This is a genomic window from Burkholderia sp. APQ4-4ca, from assembly GCF_057837105.1.
In genome coordinates this window covers 24,937-44,451 of sequence record NZ_JBYQCG010000098.1, presented here as the reverse complement: position 1 = coordinate 44,451, position 19,515 = coordinate 24,937, and the positions used below count along the sequence as shown (strand labels likewise).

General features: G+C 70.2%; 16 protein-coding genes. 10 read left to right on the top strand and 6 right to left on the bottom strand.

Features of this window, described 5'->3' with window-relative positions; all coding sequences use genetic code 11:
• Positions 1–63: 63 nt before the first annotated feature.
• Positions 64–681, bottom strand: coding sequence for a TetR/AcrR family transcriptional regulator (locus AC3IFE_RS11530; protein WP_089471267.1), 618 nt, complete (start codon positions 679–681; stop codon positions 64–66).
• A 78-nt stretch (positions 682–759) separates the two neighbouring features.
• Here AC3IFE_RS11530 and AC3IFE_RS11525 point away from each other — a divergent pair, with 78 nt between their 5' ends.
• A complete protein-coding gene (locus tag AC3IFE_RS11525; protein ID WP_489190604.1) occupies positions 760–2,220 on the top strand; it encodes an efflux transporter outer membrane subunit in 1,461 nt (486 codons plus the stop codon).
• A 69-nt stretch (positions 2,221–2,289) separates the two neighbouring features.
• Here the strand turns inward: AC3IFE_RS11525 and AC3IFE_RS11520 are convergent, their stop codons facing one another.
• From AC3IFE_RS11520 to coxB, 4 genes are read right to left on the bottom strand one after another with little or no spacing between them, the layout of a single operon-like run.
• Positions 2,290–3,873: a c-type cytochrome gene (locus AC3IFE_RS11520; RefSeq protein ID WP_489190603.1), complete on the bottom strand. Its 1,584-nt coding sequence runs from the start codon at positions 3,871–3,873 to the stop codon at positions 2,290–2,292.
• On the bottom strand, positions 3,864–4,265 hold the full coding sequence (locus tag AC3IFE_RS11515) for a cytochrome C oxidase subunit I (protein ID WP_489190602.1): 402 nt from the start codon (positions 4,263–4,265) through the stop codon (positions 3,864–3,866). The genes AC3IFE_RS11520 and AC3IFE_RS11515 overlap by 10 nt, the downstream gene beginning before the upstream one ends.
• The gene (gene ctaD, locus AC3IFE_RS11510; RefSeq protein WP_489190600.1) at positions 4,262–6,901 is read right to left on the bottom strand and encodes a cytochrome c oxidase subunit I; all 2,640 of its coding nucleotides are present in this window, start codon (positions 6,899–6,901) and stop codon (positions 4,262–4,264) included. The genes AC3IFE_RS11515 and ctaD overlap by 4 nt, the downstream gene beginning before the upstream one ends.
• A gap of 13 nt (positions 6,902–6,914) precedes the next feature.
• Positions 6,915–7,976: a cytochrome c oxidase subunit II gene (gene coxB, locus AC3IFE_RS11505; RefSeq protein WP_489190623.1), complete on the bottom strand. Its 1,062-nt coding sequence runs from the start codon at positions 7,974–7,976 to the stop codon at positions 6,915–6,917.
• 277 nt (positions 7,977–8,253) lie between these two features.
• On the opposite strand from coxB, the gene AC3IFE_RS11500 reads away from it, so the two are divergent.
• Both AC3IFE_RS11500 and AC3IFE_RS11495 read left to right on the top strand, forming a co-directional pair.
• Positions 8,254–9,237 carry an SDR family oxidoreductase gene (locus tag AC3IFE_RS11500; protein WP_489190599.1) on the top strand — a complete coding sequence of 328 codons (984 nt, stop codon included), beginning with the start codon at positions 8,254–8,256 and terminating at the stop codon, positions 9,235–9,237.
• A 5-nt stretch (positions 9,238–9,242) separates the two neighbouring features.
• On the top strand, positions 9,243–11,021 hold the full coding sequence (locus AC3IFE_RS11495; RefSeq protein ID WP_489190622.1) for a glycoside hydrolase family 15 protein: 1,779 nt from the start codon (positions 9,243–9,245) through the stop codon (positions 11,019–11,021).
• A gap of 31 nt (positions 11,022–11,052) precedes the next feature.
• Here AC3IFE_RS11495 and AC3IFE_RS11490 read toward each other — a convergent pair whose 3' ends face one another.
• Positions 11,053–12,900 (bottom strand): thiamine pyrophosphate-requiring protein, encoded by a 1,848-nt coding sequence (locus AC3IFE_RS11490; protein ID WP_489190598.1) that lies wholly within the window; start codon positions 12,898–12,900, stop codon positions 11,053–11,055.
• 131 nt (positions 12,901–13,031) lie between these two features.
• On the opposite strand from AC3IFE_RS11490, the gene AC3IFE_RS11485 reads away from it, so the two are divergent.
• From AC3IFE_RS11485 to AC3IFE_RS11455, 7 genes are all read left to right on the top strand, one after another.
• The gene (locus AC3IFE_RS11485) at positions 13,032–14,132 is read left to right on the top strand and encodes an enolase C-terminal domain-like protein (protein WP_489190597.1); all 1,101 of its coding nucleotides are present in this window, start codon (positions 13,032–13,034) and stop codon (positions 14,130–14,132) included.
• Between the two features lie 19 nt (positions 14,133–14,151).
• Positions 14,152–15,003: a hypothetical protein gene (locus tag AC3IFE_RS11480; RefSeq protein WP_489190595.1), complete on the top strand. Its 852-nt coding sequence runs from the start codon at positions 14,152–14,154 to the stop codon at positions 15,001–15,003.
• On the top strand, positions 15,000–15,665 hold the full coding sequence (locus AC3IFE_RS11475; protein WP_489190594.1) for a gluconate 2-dehydrogenase subunit 3 family protein: 666 nt from the start codon (positions 15,000–15,002) through the stop codon (positions 15,663–15,665). The genes AC3IFE_RS11480 and AC3IFE_RS11475 overlap by 4 nt, the downstream gene beginning before the upstream one ends.
• Positions 15,652–17,322 (top strand): GMC family oxidoreductase, encoded by a 1,671-nt coding sequence (locus AC3IFE_RS11470; protein ID WP_489190593.1) that lies wholly within the window; start codon positions 15,652–15,654, stop codon positions 17,320–17,322. The genes AC3IFE_RS11475 and AC3IFE_RS11470 overlap by 14 nt, the downstream gene beginning before the upstream one ends.
• Positions 17,323–17,420: 98 nt before the next feature.
• The gene (copM, locus tag AC3IFE_RS11465; RefSeq protein WP_489190592.1) at positions 17,421–17,804 is read left to right on the top strand and encodes a CopM family metallochaperone; all 384 of its coding nucleotides are present in this window, start codon (positions 17,421–17,423) and stop codon (positions 17,802–17,804) included.
• 126 nt (positions 17,805–17,930) lie between these two features.
• The gene (locus AC3IFE_RS11460; RefSeq protein ID WP_489190591.1) at positions 17,931–18,671 is read left to right on the top strand and encodes an FRG domain-containing protein; all 741 of its coding nucleotides are present in this window, start codon (positions 17,931–17,933) and stop codon (positions 18,669–18,671) included.
• A gap of 161 nt (positions 18,672–18,832) precedes the next feature.
• On the top strand, positions 18,833–19,339 hold the full coding sequence (locus tag AC3IFE_RS11455; protein ID WP_489190590.1) for a low affinity iron permease family protein: 507 nt from the start codon (positions 18,833–18,835) through the stop codon (positions 19,337–19,339).
• Positions 19,340–19,515 lie beyond the last annotated feature (176 nt).

The following is a 19,515-nucleotide window of genomic DNA, read 5'->3' as shown; positions in this document are numbered from 1 at the left end:
TGAGCGGGGCTTTCATTGTGTATCTAGTGACCAATATAGTCAATGGTCACAATCGGTGACGTATCACGGCGCGAGGCTTCGAAGGACGAGGCTGGACAGTTGGGCGGGCGCGGCGTCGGTCGTGTCGAGGTTGTACTGCAGCAGCAGCGGGTTCAGGTACGGCCGCATCACGAGGTAGATCGCCGTCGCGGTTTCGTCCAGCGGCGTCTTGCGCTCGAACTCGCCGCTCTGCCGGCCTTCCTGGAGGACGTCCTGCAGCAGCGTCTGCACGCGCGCCTCGTAGGCCTGCACCGACTGCCAGTTCTCCGTCGCGGCCGAGGCCGCGATGTCGTACAGCTTGCGGTCGCGGAAAAACAGCCGCAGGCTCGCCTCGGTAAAGACCTTGAACATCCGTCGCAGCTTTTCGGTGGGCAGGTCCGCCGCGGCCACGGCCGCGCGCACGTCCGTCTCGATCTCGCGCAGACAGTTCGCGCAGATCATCTCGCCGATCGCCTGCTTCGACTCGAAGAACTTGTAGATATAGGCCTTCGAGAAGCCGATCGCCTTCGCGAGGTCCGACACGGTCGTCTTTTCATAGCCGTACCGGCTGAAGTGCTCGGTGGCGGCGGCCACGATCTGGTCGCGGACGTCGTGGTCGGCCGGGCCGCGCGCGGGCGCCGGGGAAGGGTCGATTTTTTTCATGAGCTGCAACGGACAGGAATGGACAACGAGTGACTATTTGGTATTATAGTCACTACCGGATTCTTGCTAAAACCCCTCATGCTACCCAAACCCATCGTTGCCGCGGCGTTGGCCGCCCTCTTGTCGGCCGGGTGCGCCGTCGGTCCCGACTATGTGCGCCCGGACGTGGCGATGCCGGAGCAGTTCCAGGGGCAGCGCGCCGTGGAGCAGCGCCACGCGGCGGCCGATGCCGATCTCGCGACGTGGTGGACGGGCTTCGGCGATCCGCAACTGACGCGGTACATCACGCTGGCGCTCGCCCAGAACCTCGACCTTGCGCAGGCCGCGGCGCGCGTCACGCAGGCGCGCGCGGGGCTCGGTGCGGCGAATGCGGCGCTGCTGCCGTCGGGCAACGTGAGCGGCCAGGCGGCGCGCGTCTACCAGTCGGTCGAAACACCGTTGGGGCAAGTGTTGAATGCGACGCCCGGTTTCGACCGTCATGGCACCGACTACGAGGCCGATCTCAACGCGAGCTGGGAGCTGGACGTATTCGGCGGATTGCGTCGCGGCCGCGAAGCGGCGCTCGCCGACTATCAGGCATCCGAAGCGGCGGCGGTCGCGACGCGGCTCGCCGTCGCCGCGCAAACCGCGGATACCTACATCACGATTCGCGGGTTGCAGGGCCGCCTCGACGTCGCGCGGCGCCAGGTGCGGACCGAGCAGGATCTGCTGTCGACGCTCAACCTGCTCTATGGAAAGGGCCTCGCGGCGGAGCTTCAGGTGAGGCAGGCCGAAGGCGCGCTCGCGCAGGTTCGCGCCACGGTGCCGGTGCTCGAAGCGGCGCTGGACGCGGCGATGAATGCGCTCGACGTGATGCTCGGCGCGCAGCCCGGCACGCATCGCGCGGAATTGCTTGCCGGCGGCGACGTACCGGTCGCACCGCGGATCGCGGCGATGGGCACGCCCGGCGAACTGCTGCGGCGCCGGCCCGACCTGATCGTCGCCGAGCGGCGCGTGGCGGCGTCGAACGCGCGCATCGGCGCGGCCATCGCCGAGTACTACCCGAAGTTCTCGCTGAGCGGGCTGATCGGCAGCGCGACGACGATGGGCGCGGGCAACCTGTTTGCCGGCGGCGCGAACCAGGCTGCCGGCGTGCTCGGCTTGCGCTGGCGCCTGTTCGACTTCGGCCGGATCAATGCGCAGATCGCGCAGGCAAAAGGGCAGGATGCCGAAATGCTGGCCGCGTATCGGCTCGCGGCGCTGCATGCGACCGAGGACGTCGAGAATGCGTTCTCCGCGCTCGTCAAGCGTGACGAGCAGGCGGCCATTCTCGGCGACGGCGTGAATTCGCTCGGCCGCGCGCGGGCCGCGTCGTTTGCGGCTTACCAGAGAGGGGTGGTCAGCCTGATCGAAGTGTTGCAGGCCGACGAAAGCCTGCTGCGCGCATCGGACGAGCGCGTGCAGGCGCGAACCGAATCGGCGCGCGCGGCGGTCGCCGCATTCAAGGCGCTCGGCGGTGGATGGCAGGCGCCGGAAGCGCAGGCTGTTGCGAGCCGGTAGCGGGAGCGTCGAAGCCGCGGTGATCACGACGGTCATCGCCGCGTCGGGATCACATCCAGGCACGGCGGCCTACCGCTTGATCGCCCCCCGCAACCGCCGCACATCCTGCTCCGACACCGGTGCCGCCCGATTCCCCCACGCACCGCGCACGTAGCTGACCACCGCCGCGATCTCGCCGCTCGTCAGCGCGCCGCGCATCGCCGGCATCCGTTGTACCGGCCCCGGCTTGCCCGGCGCCGGCTGCGCGCCTTCGACCACGATCCGGATCGTGCTGGTCGGATCGGCCGCGAGCACGATCGAACTGCCCGCGAGCGCCGGCCCGTGATCAGGTACGCCTTTACCTTCGGCGCCATGACAGCGTGCACAGAACCCCGCATACACCCCGGCCCCCGGCGCCTGCTGGCCGCCTTCCGGACGCGGGCCCGCAACCGTCAGCCGAGGGACACCGACACCGAGCGGATTCGTCGCGGCAGTCGGTTGCGCGGGCAACGATTTCAGGTACACGGCGATCGCGTGGCGATCGGCATCCGTCAGTAGCGCGGTGCTTTCGCCGACGACCGGCGCCATCGCGCCGAACACCGCGCCGCGCGCCGCATGGCCGCTGCGCAGGAACGCGGCGATGTCGTCGGCCGACCAGCGGCCGAGGCCGTCCGGGTCCGCGCCGGTCAGGTTCGGCGCGAACCAGTGGTCGTTGATGCCGCCGGTCAGGAACGCGGGGCTGCGTTCGTCGTAGCCGCGTTCGTTGTAGGCCGGCCCGCGCGGCGTATGGCATGCGCCGCAATGGCCGAGCCCCTGCACGAGATACGCGCCGCGATTCCATTGCGCCGATTGCGACGGCCGCGGCGTGAACCGGTCGCGGTTCGCGAACGCGAGGCTCCACAGCGCGAGCGCCCAGCGCTGGTTGAACGGAAACGGCAATTGCGTGAGCTTTGCCGCGTTCGGGGACGGCGCGACGCCCCGCATGAAATACGCATACAGCGCGCGCACGTCGTCGTCGGTGAGGTGCGCGAGCGACGGGTACGGCATCGCCGGATACAGCCGGCTGCCGTCCGCGCGCACGCCGCGCCGCAACGCATCGTCGAACTGGCGCAGCGTGTAGTGGCCGATCCCGTGCGTCGGGTCCGGCGTGATGTTCGGCGCATAGATCGGCCCGAACGGCGAATTCACCGGCTGCCCGCCCGCGTACGGCGTATGGTCGGCCGCATCGTGGCACGCGGCGCAATCGCCGGCGAGCGCGAGATAGCGGCCGCGCGCGATCGTCGCGGCGTCGGCGCTCGCGGCAGCCGCCGCGATGACCGGGCGGCGGGCGGTCGAAGCGGAAGCGGCGTCGGGCGGTGGGGGGGATGCCGCGGAAGATGGCGCATCCGCCACTGACGCATCCCGGTCGCGTGACAGTCGACGATCTTCCTTCACGCGAGCAGACAGCGACGCGCCGGCATCGGCCGCCGCCGCGCGAATCCGCACGAACCGCCAGCCCGACGCGGGCCCGGGCGCTTCCGCGGCCGACGCGGCGTCTGCCGCATCGGCGGGAGCGACGGTATTGTCGTCCTGCTGCATATCGCATCCGCAGAGCGCGACGCATACCGCGAGCGCGACCCCCGCGCGGCGGCCCGGCACCGGGAACGGGAACGAAGCGAACGGGATCAGCGCCATGGACTGCAAGGCCCCACGAAAGCGGTGACGATTCCCGTGAACACCAGACCGATCACGAAACCGAGCGCCGCGAGCATGCCGCAGCGCGCGAGAAAGCGCGTGCTGCCGTCGCGCGTCACGGCACGCGCATCGGCGTCGTGCCGGCGCCGCCACGCGTACGCGAGCCAGGTCGCGCAGGCCGCGGCCGCCGCGAACGCGCCCGCGGCGATCAGCGCGAGCCATACGCCGACGTGCGCCCAGCGCGGCGCGGCTTGCGCGACACCGAGCGGATAGCACGCGGTGGACGCGAGCGTCTCCGACACCAGCATCTGCGCGAACCACAGCGCGGGTGCGCCGACGAGGCCGGCCGCGATCGCGAGCAGTGGTGTCCACGCGCGTCGGGCGTCGTTCATCCGGTGCTCCTCAGCCAGAAGGGCGATACGTACAGCGCGGTGAAGATGAACAGCCACACGATGTCGACGAAGTGCCAGTAGAGCCCGCCGACCGTCAGCGCGACGCGTCGTTCGCGGCCGAAGAAGCCGGCGGCCGTCCACGCGGCGAGCAACGCGAGGATCACAAGACCGACCACGACGTGCGCGAGGTGGAACCCCGTGATCGTGAAGTAGAGGCTGCCGTACAGATGCGCGGTCGGGCCGTACGGGTGGTCTCGCCATTCGTGCAACTGGACCAGCGCGAACGCGGTGCCGAGCGCCAGCGCGACGACGAGCAGCGCGACCGCGCGCGCCTGCCGGTCGGCCCGCACCGCGCGCTCGGCGAGCCACACGAATACGCTGCTCGACAGCAGCACGACCGTATTGGCGGCCGCGAGCCCGATCTTCGGCATCCCTTCGGGCGGCCACGGCGCGGACCACTGCGACTGCAGGTAGAAGTAGCAGAACAGCAGGTAGCCGAACAGCCCGGCCTCGGTCACGATCAGCGTGAGCACGCCCCACCAGCCGCTCGCGCGTTCGCCGCAACTACCGATCGGCAGCGGCTCGATGCACGCGGCCGGCGCGCCGGCCGGCACCGTCGCCGACGGCGGTTCGTCCGGATGACGCCCGACGACCGCAGCGGGCGCGTGCGTGTCGGCGCGGGCCGGCGGGCGCGCGCGCTGCCCGAGTTCGCGGCGCGGCCACAGCCATGCGGCGGTGGCGATCGCGCAACCGGCGTCCGCCGCGCAGACGAGCGTCGGCGAGCGCGCGAGCATCGCCGCGAACACGGCGGTCGCGAGCAGCGCGAGCACGAACGGCATGCAACTGTCTTCGGGCATCTTCAGGATCGCGCTCGGCGCGGCGGCGAGCGGCGTGACCGCGAGCGCCTCGCGCCCGTCCGCGAGCCGGTAGCCGACCCGCAGGCTGGTGCGCGCCGGATCGTCGCGCGTTTCCCACAGCGGATGCCGCGACGCGACGAGCGGCAGCACCGCGAAGTTGTACACGGGCGTCGGCGACGCGACCGACCATTCGAGGCCGGCCGCGCCCCACGGATTCTCGCTGGCGCGCACGCCGCGCTTCGCGCTCACCAGCGCGTTGACGACGAACATCACGATGCCGATCCCGAACACGAACGATCCGATCGTCGTCAGCAGGTTCGACGTGTCCCAGCCCATCCCGGACGGATAGGTATAGATGCGCCGCGGCATCCCGAGCAGCCCGGAAATGTGCATCGGGAAGAAGCCGAGGTTGAAGCCGACCAGCACGACCCAGAAGGTCCAGCGGCCGAACCGCTCGTTCATCATCCGCCCGGTGAATTTCGGGAACCAGTACGCGACGCCGCCGAGTACCGGAAACACGTTGATGCCGAGCAGCACGTAGTGCAGGTGCGCGACGACGAAGTACGTATCGGTGAGCTGCCAGTCGAGCGGCACGGCCGCGGTCATCACGCCGGACACGCCGCCGATCACGAACATCAGCACGAAACCCGCGAAATACAGGAACGGCGTGCGGAACACGGGGCGGCCGGTCCAGATCGTCGCGATCCACGCGAACACCGCGACCGCGCTCGGAATCGAGATCAGCATGCTCGCGGCGCCGAAGAACGCGAGCGCGAGCGGCGCGATGCCCGTCGCGAACATATGGTGGACCCACACCTCGAAGCCGATCAGCATCGTCGCGACCGTCGACACCGCGACGGCCTCGTACGCGACGAGCGGCCGCCGGCAGAAGGTCGGCAGCGCGTCCGACACGATCCCCATCGCCGGCAGCACGACCACGTAGACCCATGGGTGCGCGAACATCCAGAACAGGTGCTGCCACAACAGCGGACGGCCGCCGTGCGCGACGTCGAAGAAATGCGTGCCGGCATTGCGGTCGAGCCACAGCAGCAGGAACGCGAGGCTCACCGACGGCACCGCGACCAGGTTCGCGACCGACGCGGTCAGCGTGCCCCATACGATGATCGGCACCCGGTCGATCGACATGCCGTGCGCGCGCATCCGCAGCAACGTGACGACGAAGTTCGCCGCGCCGCCGGTCGTCGAGATGCCGAGCAGGATCATCCCGAGCGCGTAGATGTCGATGTTCGCGCCGGCGCTGTAGTCGAGCGACGTGAGCGGTACGTAGTTGAACCAGCCGCCGTCGGGCACCGCGCCGAGCGGAAAGCTCGCGTACAGGAACAGTCCGGCGAACAGGAACGCCCAGTACGAGAACGCGTTCAGTCGCGGGAACGCCATGTCGCGCGAGCCGAGCATCAGCGGCCACAGATAGTTCGCGAAGCCGGACAGCACCGGCAGCGCGTACAGGAAGATCATCGTGACGCCGTGCATCGTGAACAGCGAATCGTATTGCGCGGGCGTGAGCAGCGTCGCGTTCGGCCGTGCGAGCTGGATGCGCATCACGAGCGCCTCGACGCCGCCGAGCAGCAGGAACACGAACGCGGTGACGATGTAGCGCAGCCCGATGCGCTTGTGATCGACGGTGCCGAGCCAGCCGCGCCAGCCGGGTTGCGATTCCCACAGCTCGGCCAGCGCGCGCTCGTGCGCGGAGCCGGGCGGCGCTTCGCCGAGATCGGGTACGCGGCTGAGCGGGGCGGGCGTGTCGCGGGCAATGGCCATCGGCATCCTCGGTTCAGTGCAGCGTCGCGAGATACGCGGCGAGATCGTCGGCGTCGCGCGGCGCGAGCGCGATCGACGGCATCAGCGATTGCGGTTTGATCTGCTGCGCATGGGCGATCCAGCGGCGCAGGTTGTCGGGCGTGTTGTCGAGCGTGCCGGCCGCGAGCAGCCGGCGCGTGCCGACGTGCGTGAGATCGGGGCCGGCATCGCCCGTCGCGTCGGTGCCGCGCACCGCGTGGCAGCCCGCGCAGCGCGCGGCGAACACGCGCTGGCCGCGGCGTTCGGCGGCGGCGCTCGCCGCGGGTGCCTCGGCCGGTTGCCGCTGCGCGGCGAGCCACGCACGAAACGCGTCCGGCGGCTCGGCCACGACTTCGAACGCCATGTGCGCGTGCTGCGCGCCGCAGTATTGCGAGCACTGCCCGCGGTAGATGCCCGGCCGGTCGGCCTGCAGCCATTGGCGGTTGGTCTGGCCGGGAATCGTCTGCGTCTTGCCGGCAAGTTGCGGCACCCAGAACGCGTGGATCACGTCGGCGCTTTTCAGTTCGATCGCGACGGGCTCGCCCACCGGAATATGGATCTCGTTCGCCGTGACGAAGCCCGGGCCGCTCGCATCGTCCGGATAACGAACGGCCCACCACCAGTCTTGCGCGGTCACGTCGATCGTCAGGGCGGGCGGGCGCGGCGGCGCTGCGATCGCGCCGAGCACGCGCAGCATGTATACGAGCGCGCCGAACAGCAGCAGGATCGAGATCGCGGTGCCGACGGTCACGATCGCGAGGCCGCTGCCGTAGCCGCCGCCCCCCTGCGCGCGACGGCGAAACAGCGCGATCAGCAGCAGCACCGCGATCGCGACGCAGACGAACATGCACAGCGCGAGCAGCGCCCAGCCGAGCACGAAGACCGGCTGCGCGGCAGGGCCGGCCGCGTGCACGACGTACGCAAGCGGCAGCGTCGTGGCCGGGTTGCCGGGCTCGGCGCGCTCGGCGGCCGCGTGCGCGACGATCGGCGCGACCGCCCACGCGAACGGCGCGATGCAGGCGATACGACGCGTTTTCCTGGACAGCGCGATGAGCAACACGACTCCTTGCCGCATTCGGCGGCGTGACGATAGCCGTTCGCGGCAGAGCAAGTTTCGTGCGCATGACGCTCGTGCGTATGCAGCCTTGGGGGTGCGGAATGGGGCGCGCCACGGCGACTGCGTTACAGCCGGCTTGTAAATTGGGTGGGCGTTCACGGCAAGTGCCGGGGCGATACGGCTCGCATGGACGGGCGGCATACCGTTTGCTACGTCGATCCCGTTCCGGCACGCATGCCGCATGCCGGCCCTCGTCACAGAACGGGAGGAACCGACCGTGAAGACCGTCGCGATCACCGGCGCGAGCGCCGGCGTCGGCCGCGCGACCGCCCACGCGTTTGCACGGATGGGCGCGAACGTCGCGCTGCTCGCCCGCGACCTGCACGCGCTCGACGACACCGCGAGCGAGGTGCGCGCGTATGGCGTCCAGGCGCTGCCGATTGCCGTGGACGTCAGCGATGCGGCCGCGCTCGACGCGGCGGCCGAGCGGATCGAAAACGAACTCGGGCCGCTCGACGTGTGGGTCAACAACGCGATGGTCACCGTGTTCGCGCCGTTCGACGAAATCTCGCCGGAAGACTATGCGCGCGTGACGGCCGTCACCTACCTCGGTTGCGTATACGGCACGCGTGCCGCGCTCGCGCGGATGGCCCCGCGCAACCGCGGCACGATCGTGCAAGTCGGCTCGGCACTCGCGTACCGGTCGATTCCGCTACAGGCGCCGTATTGCGGCGCGAAACACGCGATCCGCGGCTTCACCGACGCGCTGCGCTGCGAGTTGCTGCATGCGCGCAGCCGCGTGCGCGTGACGATGGTGCAGTTGCCGGCAATCGACACGCCGCAGTTCGACTGGGCCGAATCGGTGCTGCCGCACGCACCGCGTCCGGTCGCGCCGGTCTATGCGCCGGAAGTGGCGGCCGATGCGATCGTGCACGCTGCCCGGCATCCGTGCCGCGAGCGCTGGGTCGGCGGGTCGTCGCTCGCGGCGATCGTCGCGAACGGCGTCGCGCCCGGCTGCTTCGATCGCTATCTCGCGCGCACCGCGGTACGCGGCCAGCAGCGCGCGGCGCCGGCCGGCCCGCGCGTATCGAACCTGTGGGCGCCGGTGCCCGGGCGGCATGCGACGCGTGGCGCGTTCACCGACGAAGCACACCGCACGGGCGCCGAGGCAGGGCTCGGCGCGTCGCGCGCACTGGCATTCGGCGCGGCCGTCGCGGTGCTCGCGGCTGCGTGTGCCGCCGCACGTAAATGGCGCCGGTGAGCGCGATGCGGATCGAGGATTACGCACTCGTCGGCGACGGTCGCAGCGCCGCGCTCGTCGCGCGCGACGGCAGCATCGACTGGCTGTGCTGGCCGGACTTCGATTCGCCGCCGTGTTTCGCCGCGCTCGTCGGTACGCCGGACAACGGCCGGTTCCGGATTGCGCCGCGCGAGCAGGATGCCCGCACGACACGCCGCTATCTCCCGCGCACCGCGATCCTCGAAACGACGTTCGAAACGACGTCGGGCTGTATCTCGATCACCGACTGGATGAGCTGGAACGCGCGCGATCCGTGCCTGATCCGCAGTGTGCGCGGCGAGCGCGGGACGGTCGACGTCGACGTCGATCTCGGCGTGCGCTTCGATTACGGCAACGCGCTGCCGTGGTGCCGGCCTTTCGGCCGCCGCTGGCGGATGATGACGGGCGGCGATGCGATGTGGGTCGACACCGATACGCGGCTCGACGTACAGAGCGACCAGCTGGTCGGCACGCGACGGATCGCGGCGGGCGAGCGGGTCGATTTTTGCATCAGTTACGCGCGCTCGTTCGACCCGGCGCCGGCCGTGCCCGATGCAGACGCGTCGTTGCACGACACGCAGGCGTTCTGGCGCGGCTGGTCGGATTGCAACGCCGCCGAGGGCCCGTATCGCGATGCGATCGAGCGCGCGCTGATCACGGTGAAACTGCTGTCGAGCCTGCGCACCGGCGGCATCGTCGCGGCGCCGACCAGTTCGCTGCCCGAGCGCTTCGGCGGCAAGCGCAACTGGGACTACCGGTTCTGCTGGCTGCGCGATGCGAGCTTCACGCTGCACGCGCTCGTGCGCTGCGGCTATCGCGACGAAGGCGCGCGCTGGCGCGACTGGCTCGTGCGCGCGATCGCCGATCATCCGTCGCAACTGCAGGTGCTGTATGCGGCCGACGGCGGCCGGCGCGCGGCCGAGTGGGAAGCCGCGCATCTGGCCGGCTACGAAGGCGCGCGGCCGGTGCGCTTCGGCAACGCGGCGGCCGACCAGTTGCAGCTCGACGTGTACGGCGAGGTGCTCGGTGCGCTATACCAGGCGCGCCGGCACGGGCTGCCGCCCGACGACGACGCATGGACGCTCGAGCGGCGCCTGCTCGAACATCTCGCGACGATCTGGCACGAGCCGGACGAAGGCATCTGGGAAGTGCGCAGCGGCCGGTATTCGTTCACGTCGTCGAAGGTGATGGTGTGGGCCGCGGTCGAAAGCGCGTACCGCTCCGCGCGCGCATTCGGTCACCGCGCGCCGCTCGACGTATGGCGGCGCTGGGCCGACGCGGTGCGCGCGGAAGTGCTGGAGCGCGGCTATCACGCGACACTCGGCCGCTTCGTCGATCGCTTCGACGGCGACGGCATCGACGTCAGCCTGTTGCTGATTCCGTTGACGGGGATGCTCGACGCGTCCGACCCGCGCGTCGTGGCGACGGTCGCCGCCATCGAGCGCGAGCTGATGGACGACGGCTTGCCGTTCCGCTATCGGCCGCCGCGTTTCGCGGACGGCTGCGAAGGCGACGAAGGCGCGTTTCTCGCGGCCGGCTTCTGGCTCGTGCAGGTGTACCGGATGCAGGGGCGCGACGACGACGCGCGCGCGCTGTTCGAGCGGCTGCTCGGCCTGCGCAACGACGTCGGGCTGCTGTCCGAGGAATACGATGTGAAAGCGCGGCGCATGTGCGGAAATTTTCCGTTCACGCTCGCGCACGTCGGGCTCGTGAACGCGGCGCTCGCGCTGCAGGGCGACGGGCGGGACGACGTCGACATCGGCTAGGGTGCCGCGCCGTCCCGCACGCGCGTCTTGCTTACGATTCGCTTTTCCCTCCCTTGCCTCGCTTGTCGCCGTGTTTATCGCCGTGTTCGCCATTGCCCGGCAGCACGGCCGACAACACCTGCCGCGCGGTCTCGACGATCACGTTGCCCTCGCGCGGATCGCCTCTCACCAGCGTTTCGGCGAAATGCTTCGCCTGCTGCAACGTCACGTGCGGCGGCAGCGGCGGCACCTCGGGGTCGCTTTTCACCTCGAGCACGACCGGCCGGTCCGACGCGAGCGCTTCGTCCCACGCGGCGCCGAGCTGTTCCGGATCGTCGACGTAGATGCCCTTGAGGCCGAGCAGCGTCGCGAAGCGGTAGTACGGCACGTTCGGAATCTGCTGCGATGCGTCGAACTTCGGGTCGCCTTCCATCACGCGCTGCTCCCACGTGACCTGGTTCAGGTCCTCGTTGTTCAGCACCATGCAGATCCAGCGCGGGTCGGGCCACTGGCGCCAGTATTTCGCGACGGTGATCAGCTCGGCCATGTTGTTCATCTGCATCGCGCCGTCGCCGACCATCGCGATCACCGGGCGCATCGGATACGCGAACTTCGCGGCGATCGCGTACGGCACCGCGGCGCCCATCGACGCGAGCCCGCCCGAAAGCGACCCCATCATCCCGCGCCGCATCATCAGGTCGCGCGCGTACCAGTTCGCGCAGGAGCCCGAATCGCTCGTCAGGATCACGTCGTCGGGCAGGCGTGGCGACAGCTCGGTAAACGCGCGCTGCGGGTTCACGCCGCGTCCGGCGCTCGCCTTCGCGGCCGCGCGCGCCGCGAGCGTCTCGTGCCAGTCATCGTTCCATTTCGCGATCCGGTCGCGCCACGCGGTGTCGCGGCGCTCGTTCAGAAGCGGCAGCAGCGCGCGCAGCGTCTCGGCGCTGTCGCCGACCAGGTTGACTTCCATCGGGTAGCGCAGGCTCAGCATGTCGGCCTTCAGGTCGATCTGCACGCCGCGCGCCTGGCCTTCCTTCGGCAGGAATTCCGAATACGGAAAGCCGGAGCCAACGACCAGCAGCGTGTCGCATTCGGTCATCAGCTCGTAGCTCGGCTTGGTGCCGAGCAGCCCGATCGAGCCGGTGACCCACGGCAGGTCGTCCGGCAGCGCGGCCTTGCCGAGCAGCGCTTTCGCGGCGCCCGCGCCCAGCCGGTCGGCCACCGCGATCACCTCGTCGGTTGCCTTCAGCGCACCGGCGCCGACCAGCATCGCGACTTTCGACCCCGCGTTGAGCACGTCGGCCGCGCGTCGCAGGTCGTCCGCATACGGCACGACTTTCGGCGCGGTATAGCCGACCCCCGAATGCACGGTGCCGTGCGCGCGCTTCGGCGGCGCGTAGTCGAGTTCCTGCAGATCGTTCGGCAGCACGAGCGCGGTGACCGCGCGCGCACCGAGCGCGGTGCGCACCGCGCGGTCCACCAGATGGCGCACCTGGCCCGGCACCGTCGCAAGCTGAACGAATGCGCCCGCAACGTCCTTGAAAAGCGCGGGAAGATCCACCTCCTGCTGATAGTGGCCGCCGAGCGCCGCGCGCGCCTGCTGGCCGACGATCGCGAGCACCGGCATGTGGTCGAGCCGCGCGTCGTAGAGGCCCGTCACGAGGTGCGCGGCGCCCGGGCCCGACGTCGCGACGCACACGCCGAGCTCGCCTGTAAATTTTGCATGCGCGGACGCCATGAAGGCCGCCATCTCCTCGTGGCGCGCCTGGATGAATTCGATCTTGCCGTCCGCGCGGTTCAGCGCGCCGAAAAAGCCGTTGATGCCGTCGCCCGGGTAGCCGTAGATGCGGCGCACGCCCCAGTCGTACAGCCGTTCGACGATGAAATCCGCCACTGTCGCCATGCCGTTTCTCCTTGGTTGGGATGAGCCGATGGGAGGCGCTCGCGCAAGGCACGTGCCGCCCCGCGTGGCGTCGGGCACATCGGTTGCACGCGATGTCCGCAAGCCAATAGCAAGCTGACCGGAGCGCAACGATGGCACTTTCCGCCGCGCCGGCGATCGACGACGTGCGCGCCCGCGCGTACCGCGTGCCGACCGACCGGCCCGAAGCCGACGGCACCTACGCATGGACCGCGACGACGGTCGTCGTCGTCGAGATCGACGCGGGGCCCGTGACGGGGCTCGGCTATACGTATACGGACGCCAGTGCCGTACCGCTCGTGACGTCGCTGCTGGCCGGCGTGTTGCGCAAGCGGCCGGTGGCGGACATCCCGGCCGCGGTCGATGCGTTGTGGCGGGCGGTGCGCAACATCGGCCGCGGCGGGATCGCGGCGACCGCGATTTCGGCGCTCGACGTCGCGCTGTGGGACGCGAAGGCGAAACTCGCCGACGTGCCGCTCGCGGTGCTGCTGGGCCGGCTGCGCGAACGCGTGCCGGTGTACGGCAGCGGCGGTTTCACGACTTACGATGCGCCAACGCTCGCCGCGCAGCTCGACGGCTGGCGCGCCGAACACGTGCGCGCGTGCAAGATCAAGATCGGTGCGGAAGATGTGCGCGACCTCTCGCGCGTGCGCGCGGCGCGCGACGCGCTCGGCCCCGAGGTCGACCTGTTCGTCGATGCGAACGGCGCGTATGCGCCGCGCACCGCGCTCGCGTTCGCGCAGGCCGCCGCCGATTGCGACATTCGCTGGTTCGAGGAGCCGGTCAGCAGCGACGACGTCGCCGGGCTGCGGTTCGTGCGGGAGTACGTCGGCCCGCGGGTTGACGTCGCGGCCGGCGAATACGCGTATACGCCCGACGATTTCCGGCGCTTGCTGGAATGCCACGCGGTGGACGTGCTGCAGGCCGATGCGACGCGCTGCGGCGGCGTCAGCGGCTTTCTCGCGGCCGCGGCGCTGGCCGAGGCGTATCACGTCGACCTGTCCGCGCACTGCGCGCCCGCGCTGCACCGGCACGTCGGCTGCGCGGCGCCGCGCCTGCGCCACGTCGAATGGTTTCACGATCATGTCCGCCTCGAGCGGATGCTGTTCGACGGCGCGCCGACGCTCGTCGACGGCGCTTTGGAAATCGACGCGACGCGCACGGGGCTCGGCCTCGAATTGCGCGCCGCCGATCTGCTGGATTTCGCGTGCTGAATACGGACGAGGAGAAACGATGCGACACCCCCGACGTCGCGCCGCCGAGCGTGACAGGTTGCTGGCCGACGCCGCACGGTTGCTCAATCGCAGCGCGCTGCTGCTGGCCGGCTCGGTGCTCGCCGACAGCGGCGTCGAGCACTATCGCGGCGCCTTCCACAATCGCGCGATGCTCGCGCCGCTCGCGATGTCGACGCTGTCGGTGATCGCGAGCGTGCACGGTCACACGGACGACACGCCCGAGCGTCATCGGTTGCGCGACGCGGTGCACGTCGCGTCGGCCGCGGTGGGCGTCGCCGGCTCCGCGTTCCATCTGTACAACGTGACGAAGCGGCCGGGCGGATTCAGTTGGCACAACCTGTTCTACGGCGCACCGCTCGGCGCACCGTTCGCGCTTTTGCTGTCCGGCGCGCTGGGCGCGGCGGGCGAGCGGTTGCGCGAGAGCCCGGCCGATGCGCCGCGGCTCGCCGGACTGCCGGCCGGGCGCGCGCTGGCCGGGCTCGTCACGGCGGGGCTCGTCGGCACGCTCGGCGAAGTCGGGCTGCTGCATTTTCGCGGCGCGTTCCAGCATCGCGCGATGTTCGCGCCGCTCGTCGTGCCGCCGGTGGCCGCGCTGGCGACTGCTCAACTCGCGCTGTCGCGTCCGCGCGCCGAGCGGCGCTTCTGCCGCGGGTGGCTGCGCGCGACGGCCGTGCTCGGGTTCGTCGGCGTCGCGTTCCATGCGCGCGGCGTCGCGCGGCAGATGGGCGGCTGGCGCAACTGGTCGCAGAACCTGCTGTCGGGTCCGCCGCTGCCGGCGCCACCGAGCTTCACCGCGCTCGCGATCGCGGGGCTCGCCGCGACCGCGCTCGCCGAACGGGAGGCGTCATGAGCGACGCAAGCCGCAAGCCCGTCGGGTTGCCGCGCTATCCGGGTTACGACGTGCTCGCGAAGCGCGACTCGCCGTCGTGGAACGATGCGACGCGGCGTGCGATCGATGCACGTCTGCGCATCGCGGCCAATGCACCACGCCATCTCGATGTCGAACGATTTGCGTCGCTCGCGGCGTTGTGCGCGCGCATCGTGCCGCAGCAGGCGGGCGGCGCTGGCGCGATCCCGACCGCCGCATTGGTCGACGCGCGGCTCGCCGCCGACGACGGCGACGGCTATCGCGATGCACGCCTCCCGCCGCTGCGCATCGCATGGCGCACGGGCCTCGCCGCACTCGACGCGATGGCGCGGCACGCGCATGGCTGCGCGTTCGCGGCGCTCGGCGCACGCGACGCCGATGCGTTGCTGCACGCGGTGCAGAACGGCCGCATCGATCCGCAGGTCGCGCCGGCCTGGGCCGGCATGGACCCGCACACGTTCTTCATGAAGCGCGTGCTGATGGATATTTGCGGCGCGTATTACGGCCATCCGTTCGCGTGGAACGAGATCGGCTTCGGCGGCCCTGCGAGCCCGCGCGGCTACGTGCGAATGGATTTCAACCGACGCGACCCATGGGAAGCGGAAATGCGCACGGAGGAGGGCGATCGCGATGGCCGCCGATGAACCGCTGTCCGCTCCGACGCCGCGCGGCCGCGACGGTCGTGCGCCCGATCCGCTGCGCGTGGGCGGCTGGTCGCCGATGCGGATGTTCCGCGACGACGACGCGGTCGACTTCGTGATCGTCGGCACCGGCGCGGGCGGCGGCACGCTCGCGTGCAAGCTCGCCGAATACGGTTTCTCGGTCGTCGCGCTCGACGCGGGCGCGTGGTGGCGGCCGCTCGAGGAATTCGCGTCGGATGAAACGCATCAGCACAAGCTGTTCTGGACCGACGAGCGGATCTGCGACGGCGCCGATCCGCTGACGCTCGGCACCAACAACAGCGGCCGGGCGGTCGGCGGCAGCACCGTGCATTTCGCGATGGTGTCGCTGCGGTTCCGGCCCGAGTGGTTTCGCTCGCGTAGCGCGCTCGGCTACGGCGTCGACTGGCCGCTCGACTGGCGCGAGATGTGGCGCTACTACCGCGAAGTCGAACAGGCGCTGAAAATCAGCGGGCCGGTGAACTACCCGTGGGGGCCGCCGCGGCCGCGCTATCCGTATCGCGCACACGAACTGAACGCGGCCGCGCTCGTGCTCGCGCGCGGCGCCGAGGCGATGGGCATCGACTGGACGCCGACGCCGCTCGCGACGCTCTCCGCGCCGCGCGGCCGCGCGCATCCGTGCGTGTATCGCGGCTTCTGCATCGCCGGCTGCGCGACCAACGCGAAACAGAGCGCGCTCGTCACGTGGATACCGCGCGCGGTCGCGGCCGGCGCCGAAGTGCGCGATCTCGCGATGGCGCTGCGGATCGACGCCGAAGGCGATCGCGTGACCGGGGTGCACTACCGGCGCGACGGCCGCACCCGGTTCCAGCGCGCGCGCAACGTCGTCGTCGCCGGTTATGCGATCGAGACGCCGCGCCTGTTGCTGCTGTCCGCGAACGGGCGCCATCCGCAGGGGCTCGCGAACAGCTCGGGCCTCGTCGGCCGCTACCTGATGGCGCAGCTCAACCAGGCGTCGTGGGGGACGATGGACGACGAAGTGCGCTGGTACAAGGGGCCGCCGTCGCTGTCGATCACCGAGCACTGGAACTACGCGGACGAAGGCAAGGATTTCTTCGGCGGCTATTGCTGGATGAGCCAGGGGCCGCTGCCGATCGAATGGGCGCGCAAGGTCGCCGCGCGCGGGCTGTGGGGCGATGCGCTCAAGCGCGAGATGGCGCGCTACAACTTCCAGGCCGGCCTGAAGATCGTCGGCGAGACGCTGCCGCGCGCGGACAACCGCGTGACGCTCGCCGACGAGCGCGACGCGTTCGGGCTGCCGGTCGCGCGCGTCACCTATTCGTACGACGACAACGACCGCCGGATGATCCGCCATGCGCTCGCGCAGATGGGGCGTTCGCTGGAAGCGGCCGGCGCACGGGACATCTGGCACGAGGAGGACGACACGTGCCATCTCGCCGGCACCGTGCGGATGGGCGGCGACCCGGCGACGAGCGTCGTCGATGCCGACTGTCGTAGCTGGGACATCCCGAACCTGTGGGTGTGCGACGGATCGGTGTTTCCGACGGTCGGCGGCGTGAATCCGTCGCTGACGATCCAGGCGATCGCGTGCCGTACCGCCGAGCGCATCCGAGCGCTGGTCGCGCGCGGCGAGGCCCATGCGCGTGCGCGATGGCGATGAATTGCGCGGCGCAGCTCCGCTGGCGGCCGATACGACGTGCGCGTGCGAGCCACGATGCCGCACCCGCTCCATTCACTTTCTTGTCGAGGATTCGTCTCATGCCTGCATTCAACCGTCCATTCATACGCCGCGGTGCAGCCTGCGCGCTGCTGGCGGCGTGTGCATCGGCGCTGCCGGCGGCGGCACAGTTGCGCCCGCCCGATCCCGCCAGCGTGCCCGACACGTCCACGCAGGCGTTCAAGCGCGCCGACCGAAAGATGATGGAAGCGATGGAGGGCGCGCCATACACCGGCGACGCCGACCGCGATTTCGTCGCGCACATGGCGCCGCATCACCAGGGCGCGATCGACATGGCGCAGGTCGAGCTCAAATACGGCAAGGACCCGACGCTGAGGCAGCTCGCGAGCCGGATCGTCGCCGCGCAGCGCGACGAGATCGCGTTGATGGAGCGCTGGCAGAAGGAGCACGGCAAGACGCCGTGAATCGCGATGCGAGACGTCGATACGCGGCCGGCTGTAGCGGCGGTTCAGCACTCGGCAAGCGGCGAAACCGGCCCCGCGCCGACGCAATGGCCGCCAGCACGGTAGTCGCGGCAGGAGGCACGATGCATGGACGACAAGCGTGTGGCAGAAGATCGCTCGATCGACAGCGTGGCCGACTACATGACGGTGATCGGCGCGCAGCGGCAGACGATGGCGCTGCGCCTGTTTCGTGGCCAGTGCAACGCCGGCTGGCCGCTCGTGCCGGGGATCGCGCGGCAGCGCGCGTCGCCCGACGTCGAAGCGCGGATGCTCGACGAATTCACGCGGCGCGCGCTGCCGCATCTCGAACCCGGACAGAACCTCGATGCGTGCGACTGGCTTGCGCTCGCGCAGCAGCACGGGATGCGCACGCGCCTGCTCGACTGGTCCGGCAACGCGCTGGCCGCGCTGTGGTTCGCGGTGAGGCGCGCGAGCGAATCGGGTGGAGACGGCGTGGTGTGGTGCCTGTCGCACGACGCCGACGACATCGCGACCGCCGCCGAACGGCGTGCGCCGCTGGAGGTCACGCGCACCAAGGTGTTTCGGCCTCGCCACGTGATGCCGAGGATCACCGCGCAGGAGGGCTGGTTCACGATTCACCGTTATGACGCGCGTGACGAGCGCTTCGTGCCGCTCGACGAGGACGCGGATCTCGCCGGCCGCCTCATGCGGATCGTCGTGCCGGGCGCCCGGTTCGCGACGATCCGGCAGGAGCTTGCGGGCGTCGGCGTGAGCATCGCGACGATCTTTCCGGATCTCGACGGCATCGCGCAACTGACCGACACGCGCTATTTCCCGGGCGACGAGGACACGCACGCGCCGCGGTAAAGCGCGCACCGGCGTTGGGGGGGCAGGCACGCGTAATGCTGGGCTCGACGGCGCGTACACACGGGACCGCCCCCCAAGCCTCCAGTTTGCGACCGGTTCGCGGCGGGCGATGCGGCGGCTCCCGCGCACATTCCAACAAATCATCGAATCCGGAGGCTTTCATGCGCGAACCCAACGAACCACCGAGCGATCGTCGCGACACGGCGTGCGGGCCCGGTGCCCGTTCCCGGCCGGCCGGGAACACCGTCACCCGCGCGTTCGAACGTTTTGCGTCGGGCGTGACTACGTGGGCGGGCTCACCGGTGGCGTTCGGCAGCGCGGTCGCCATCACCGTGCTGTGGCTCGTGAGCGGGCCGGTGTTTCACTACTCCGACGCGTGGCAGCTCGTCATCAATACCGGCACCACGATCATCACGTTCCTGATGGTGTTCCTGTTGCAGCGCAACCAGAATCGCGACAGCGTGGCGTTGCACCTGAAGCTCGACGAACTGCTCGCGGTCACGCGCGCGGCGAGCGACCGGCTGATCGGGATCGAGGATGCGTCGGAGGAGGAATTGCGCGCGTTGGCGCAGACCTACGTCGAAATGGCGCAGCGCGCGGCCGAGCGCGGCGAGGACGAGCCGGGCGAGAAGCGTGCGGAAACGGCCGACGCGCCGCCCGAATCGTGATCGTCGGATCGTCTGATTTTCCGATCGAGCGATGCGCGGCCCGATGATTTTTCAAACGCTTGTCGTTTCTGGCGCCGCCTTGCGGCGCGAGCGCGTGCACGCGATGCGCGCAGCGGGGAACGACATGTGCTGCATACCGAAACGAAGCCCGGTCGTTCCGGGTATTGCCTACGGTG

Excerpts from the sequence above, each read along its gene's own strand:
- AC3IFE_RS11455 (WP_489190590.1), top strand. The coding sequence starts at position 18,833 with ATGCGCGAACCCAACGAACCACCGAGCGATCGTCGCGACACGGCGTGC.
- AC3IFE_RS11515 (WP_489190602.1), bottom strand. The coding sequence starts at position 4,265 with ATGAACGACGCCCGACGCGCGTGGACACCACTGCTCGCGATCGCGGCC.
- AC3IFE_RS11470 (WP_489190593.1), top strand. The coding sequence starts at position 15,652 with ATGGCCGCCGATGAACCGCTGTCCGCTCCGACGCCGCGCGGCCGCGAC.
- AC3IFE_RS11475 (WP_489190594.1), top strand. The coding sequence starts at position 15,000 with ATGAGCGACGCAAGCCGCAAGCCCGTCGGGTTGCCGCGCTATCCGGGT.
- AC3IFE_RS11520 (WP_489190603.1), bottom strand. The coding sequence starts at position 3,873 with ATGGCGCTGATCCCGTTCGCTTCGTTCCCGTTCCCGGTGCCGGGCCGC.
- AC3IFE_RS11495 (WP_489190622.1), top strand. The coding sequence starts at position 9,243 with ATGCGGATCGAGGATTACGCACTCGTCGGCGACGGTCGCAGCGCCGCG.
- AC3IFE_RS11525 (WP_489190604.1), top strand. The coding sequence starts at position 760 with ATGCTACCCAAACCCATCGTTGCCGCGGCGTTGGCCGCCCTCTTGTCG.
- AC3IFE_RS11480 (WP_489190595.1), top strand. The coding sequence starts at position 14,152 with ATGCGACACCCCCGACGTCGCGCCGCCGAGCGTGACAGGTTGCTGGCC.
- AC3IFE_RS11460 (WP_489190591.1), top strand. The coding sequence starts at position 17,931 with ATGGACGACAAGCGTGTGGCAGAAGATCGCTCGATCGACAGCGTGGCC.
- copM (WP_489190592.1), top strand. The coding sequence starts at position 17,421 with ATGCCTGCATTCAACCGTCCATTCATACGCCGCGGTGCAGCCTGCGCG.
- AC3IFE_RS11530 (WP_089471267.1), bottom strand. The coding sequence starts at position 681 with ATGAAAAAAATCGACCCTTCCCCGGCGCCCGCGCGCGGCCCGGCCGAC.
- AC3IFE_RS11490 (WP_489190598.1), bottom strand. The coding sequence starts at position 12,900 with ATGGCGACAGTGGCGGATTTCATCGTCGAACGGCTGTACGACTGGGGC.
- AC3IFE_RS11485 (WP_489190597.1), top strand. The coding sequence starts at position 13,032 with ATGGCACTTTCCGCCGCGCCGGCGATCGACGACGTGCGCGCCCGCGCG.
- ctaD (WP_489190600.1), bottom strand. The coding sequence starts at position 6,901 with ATGGCCATTGCCCGCGACACGCCCGCCCCGCTCAGCCGCGTACCCGAT.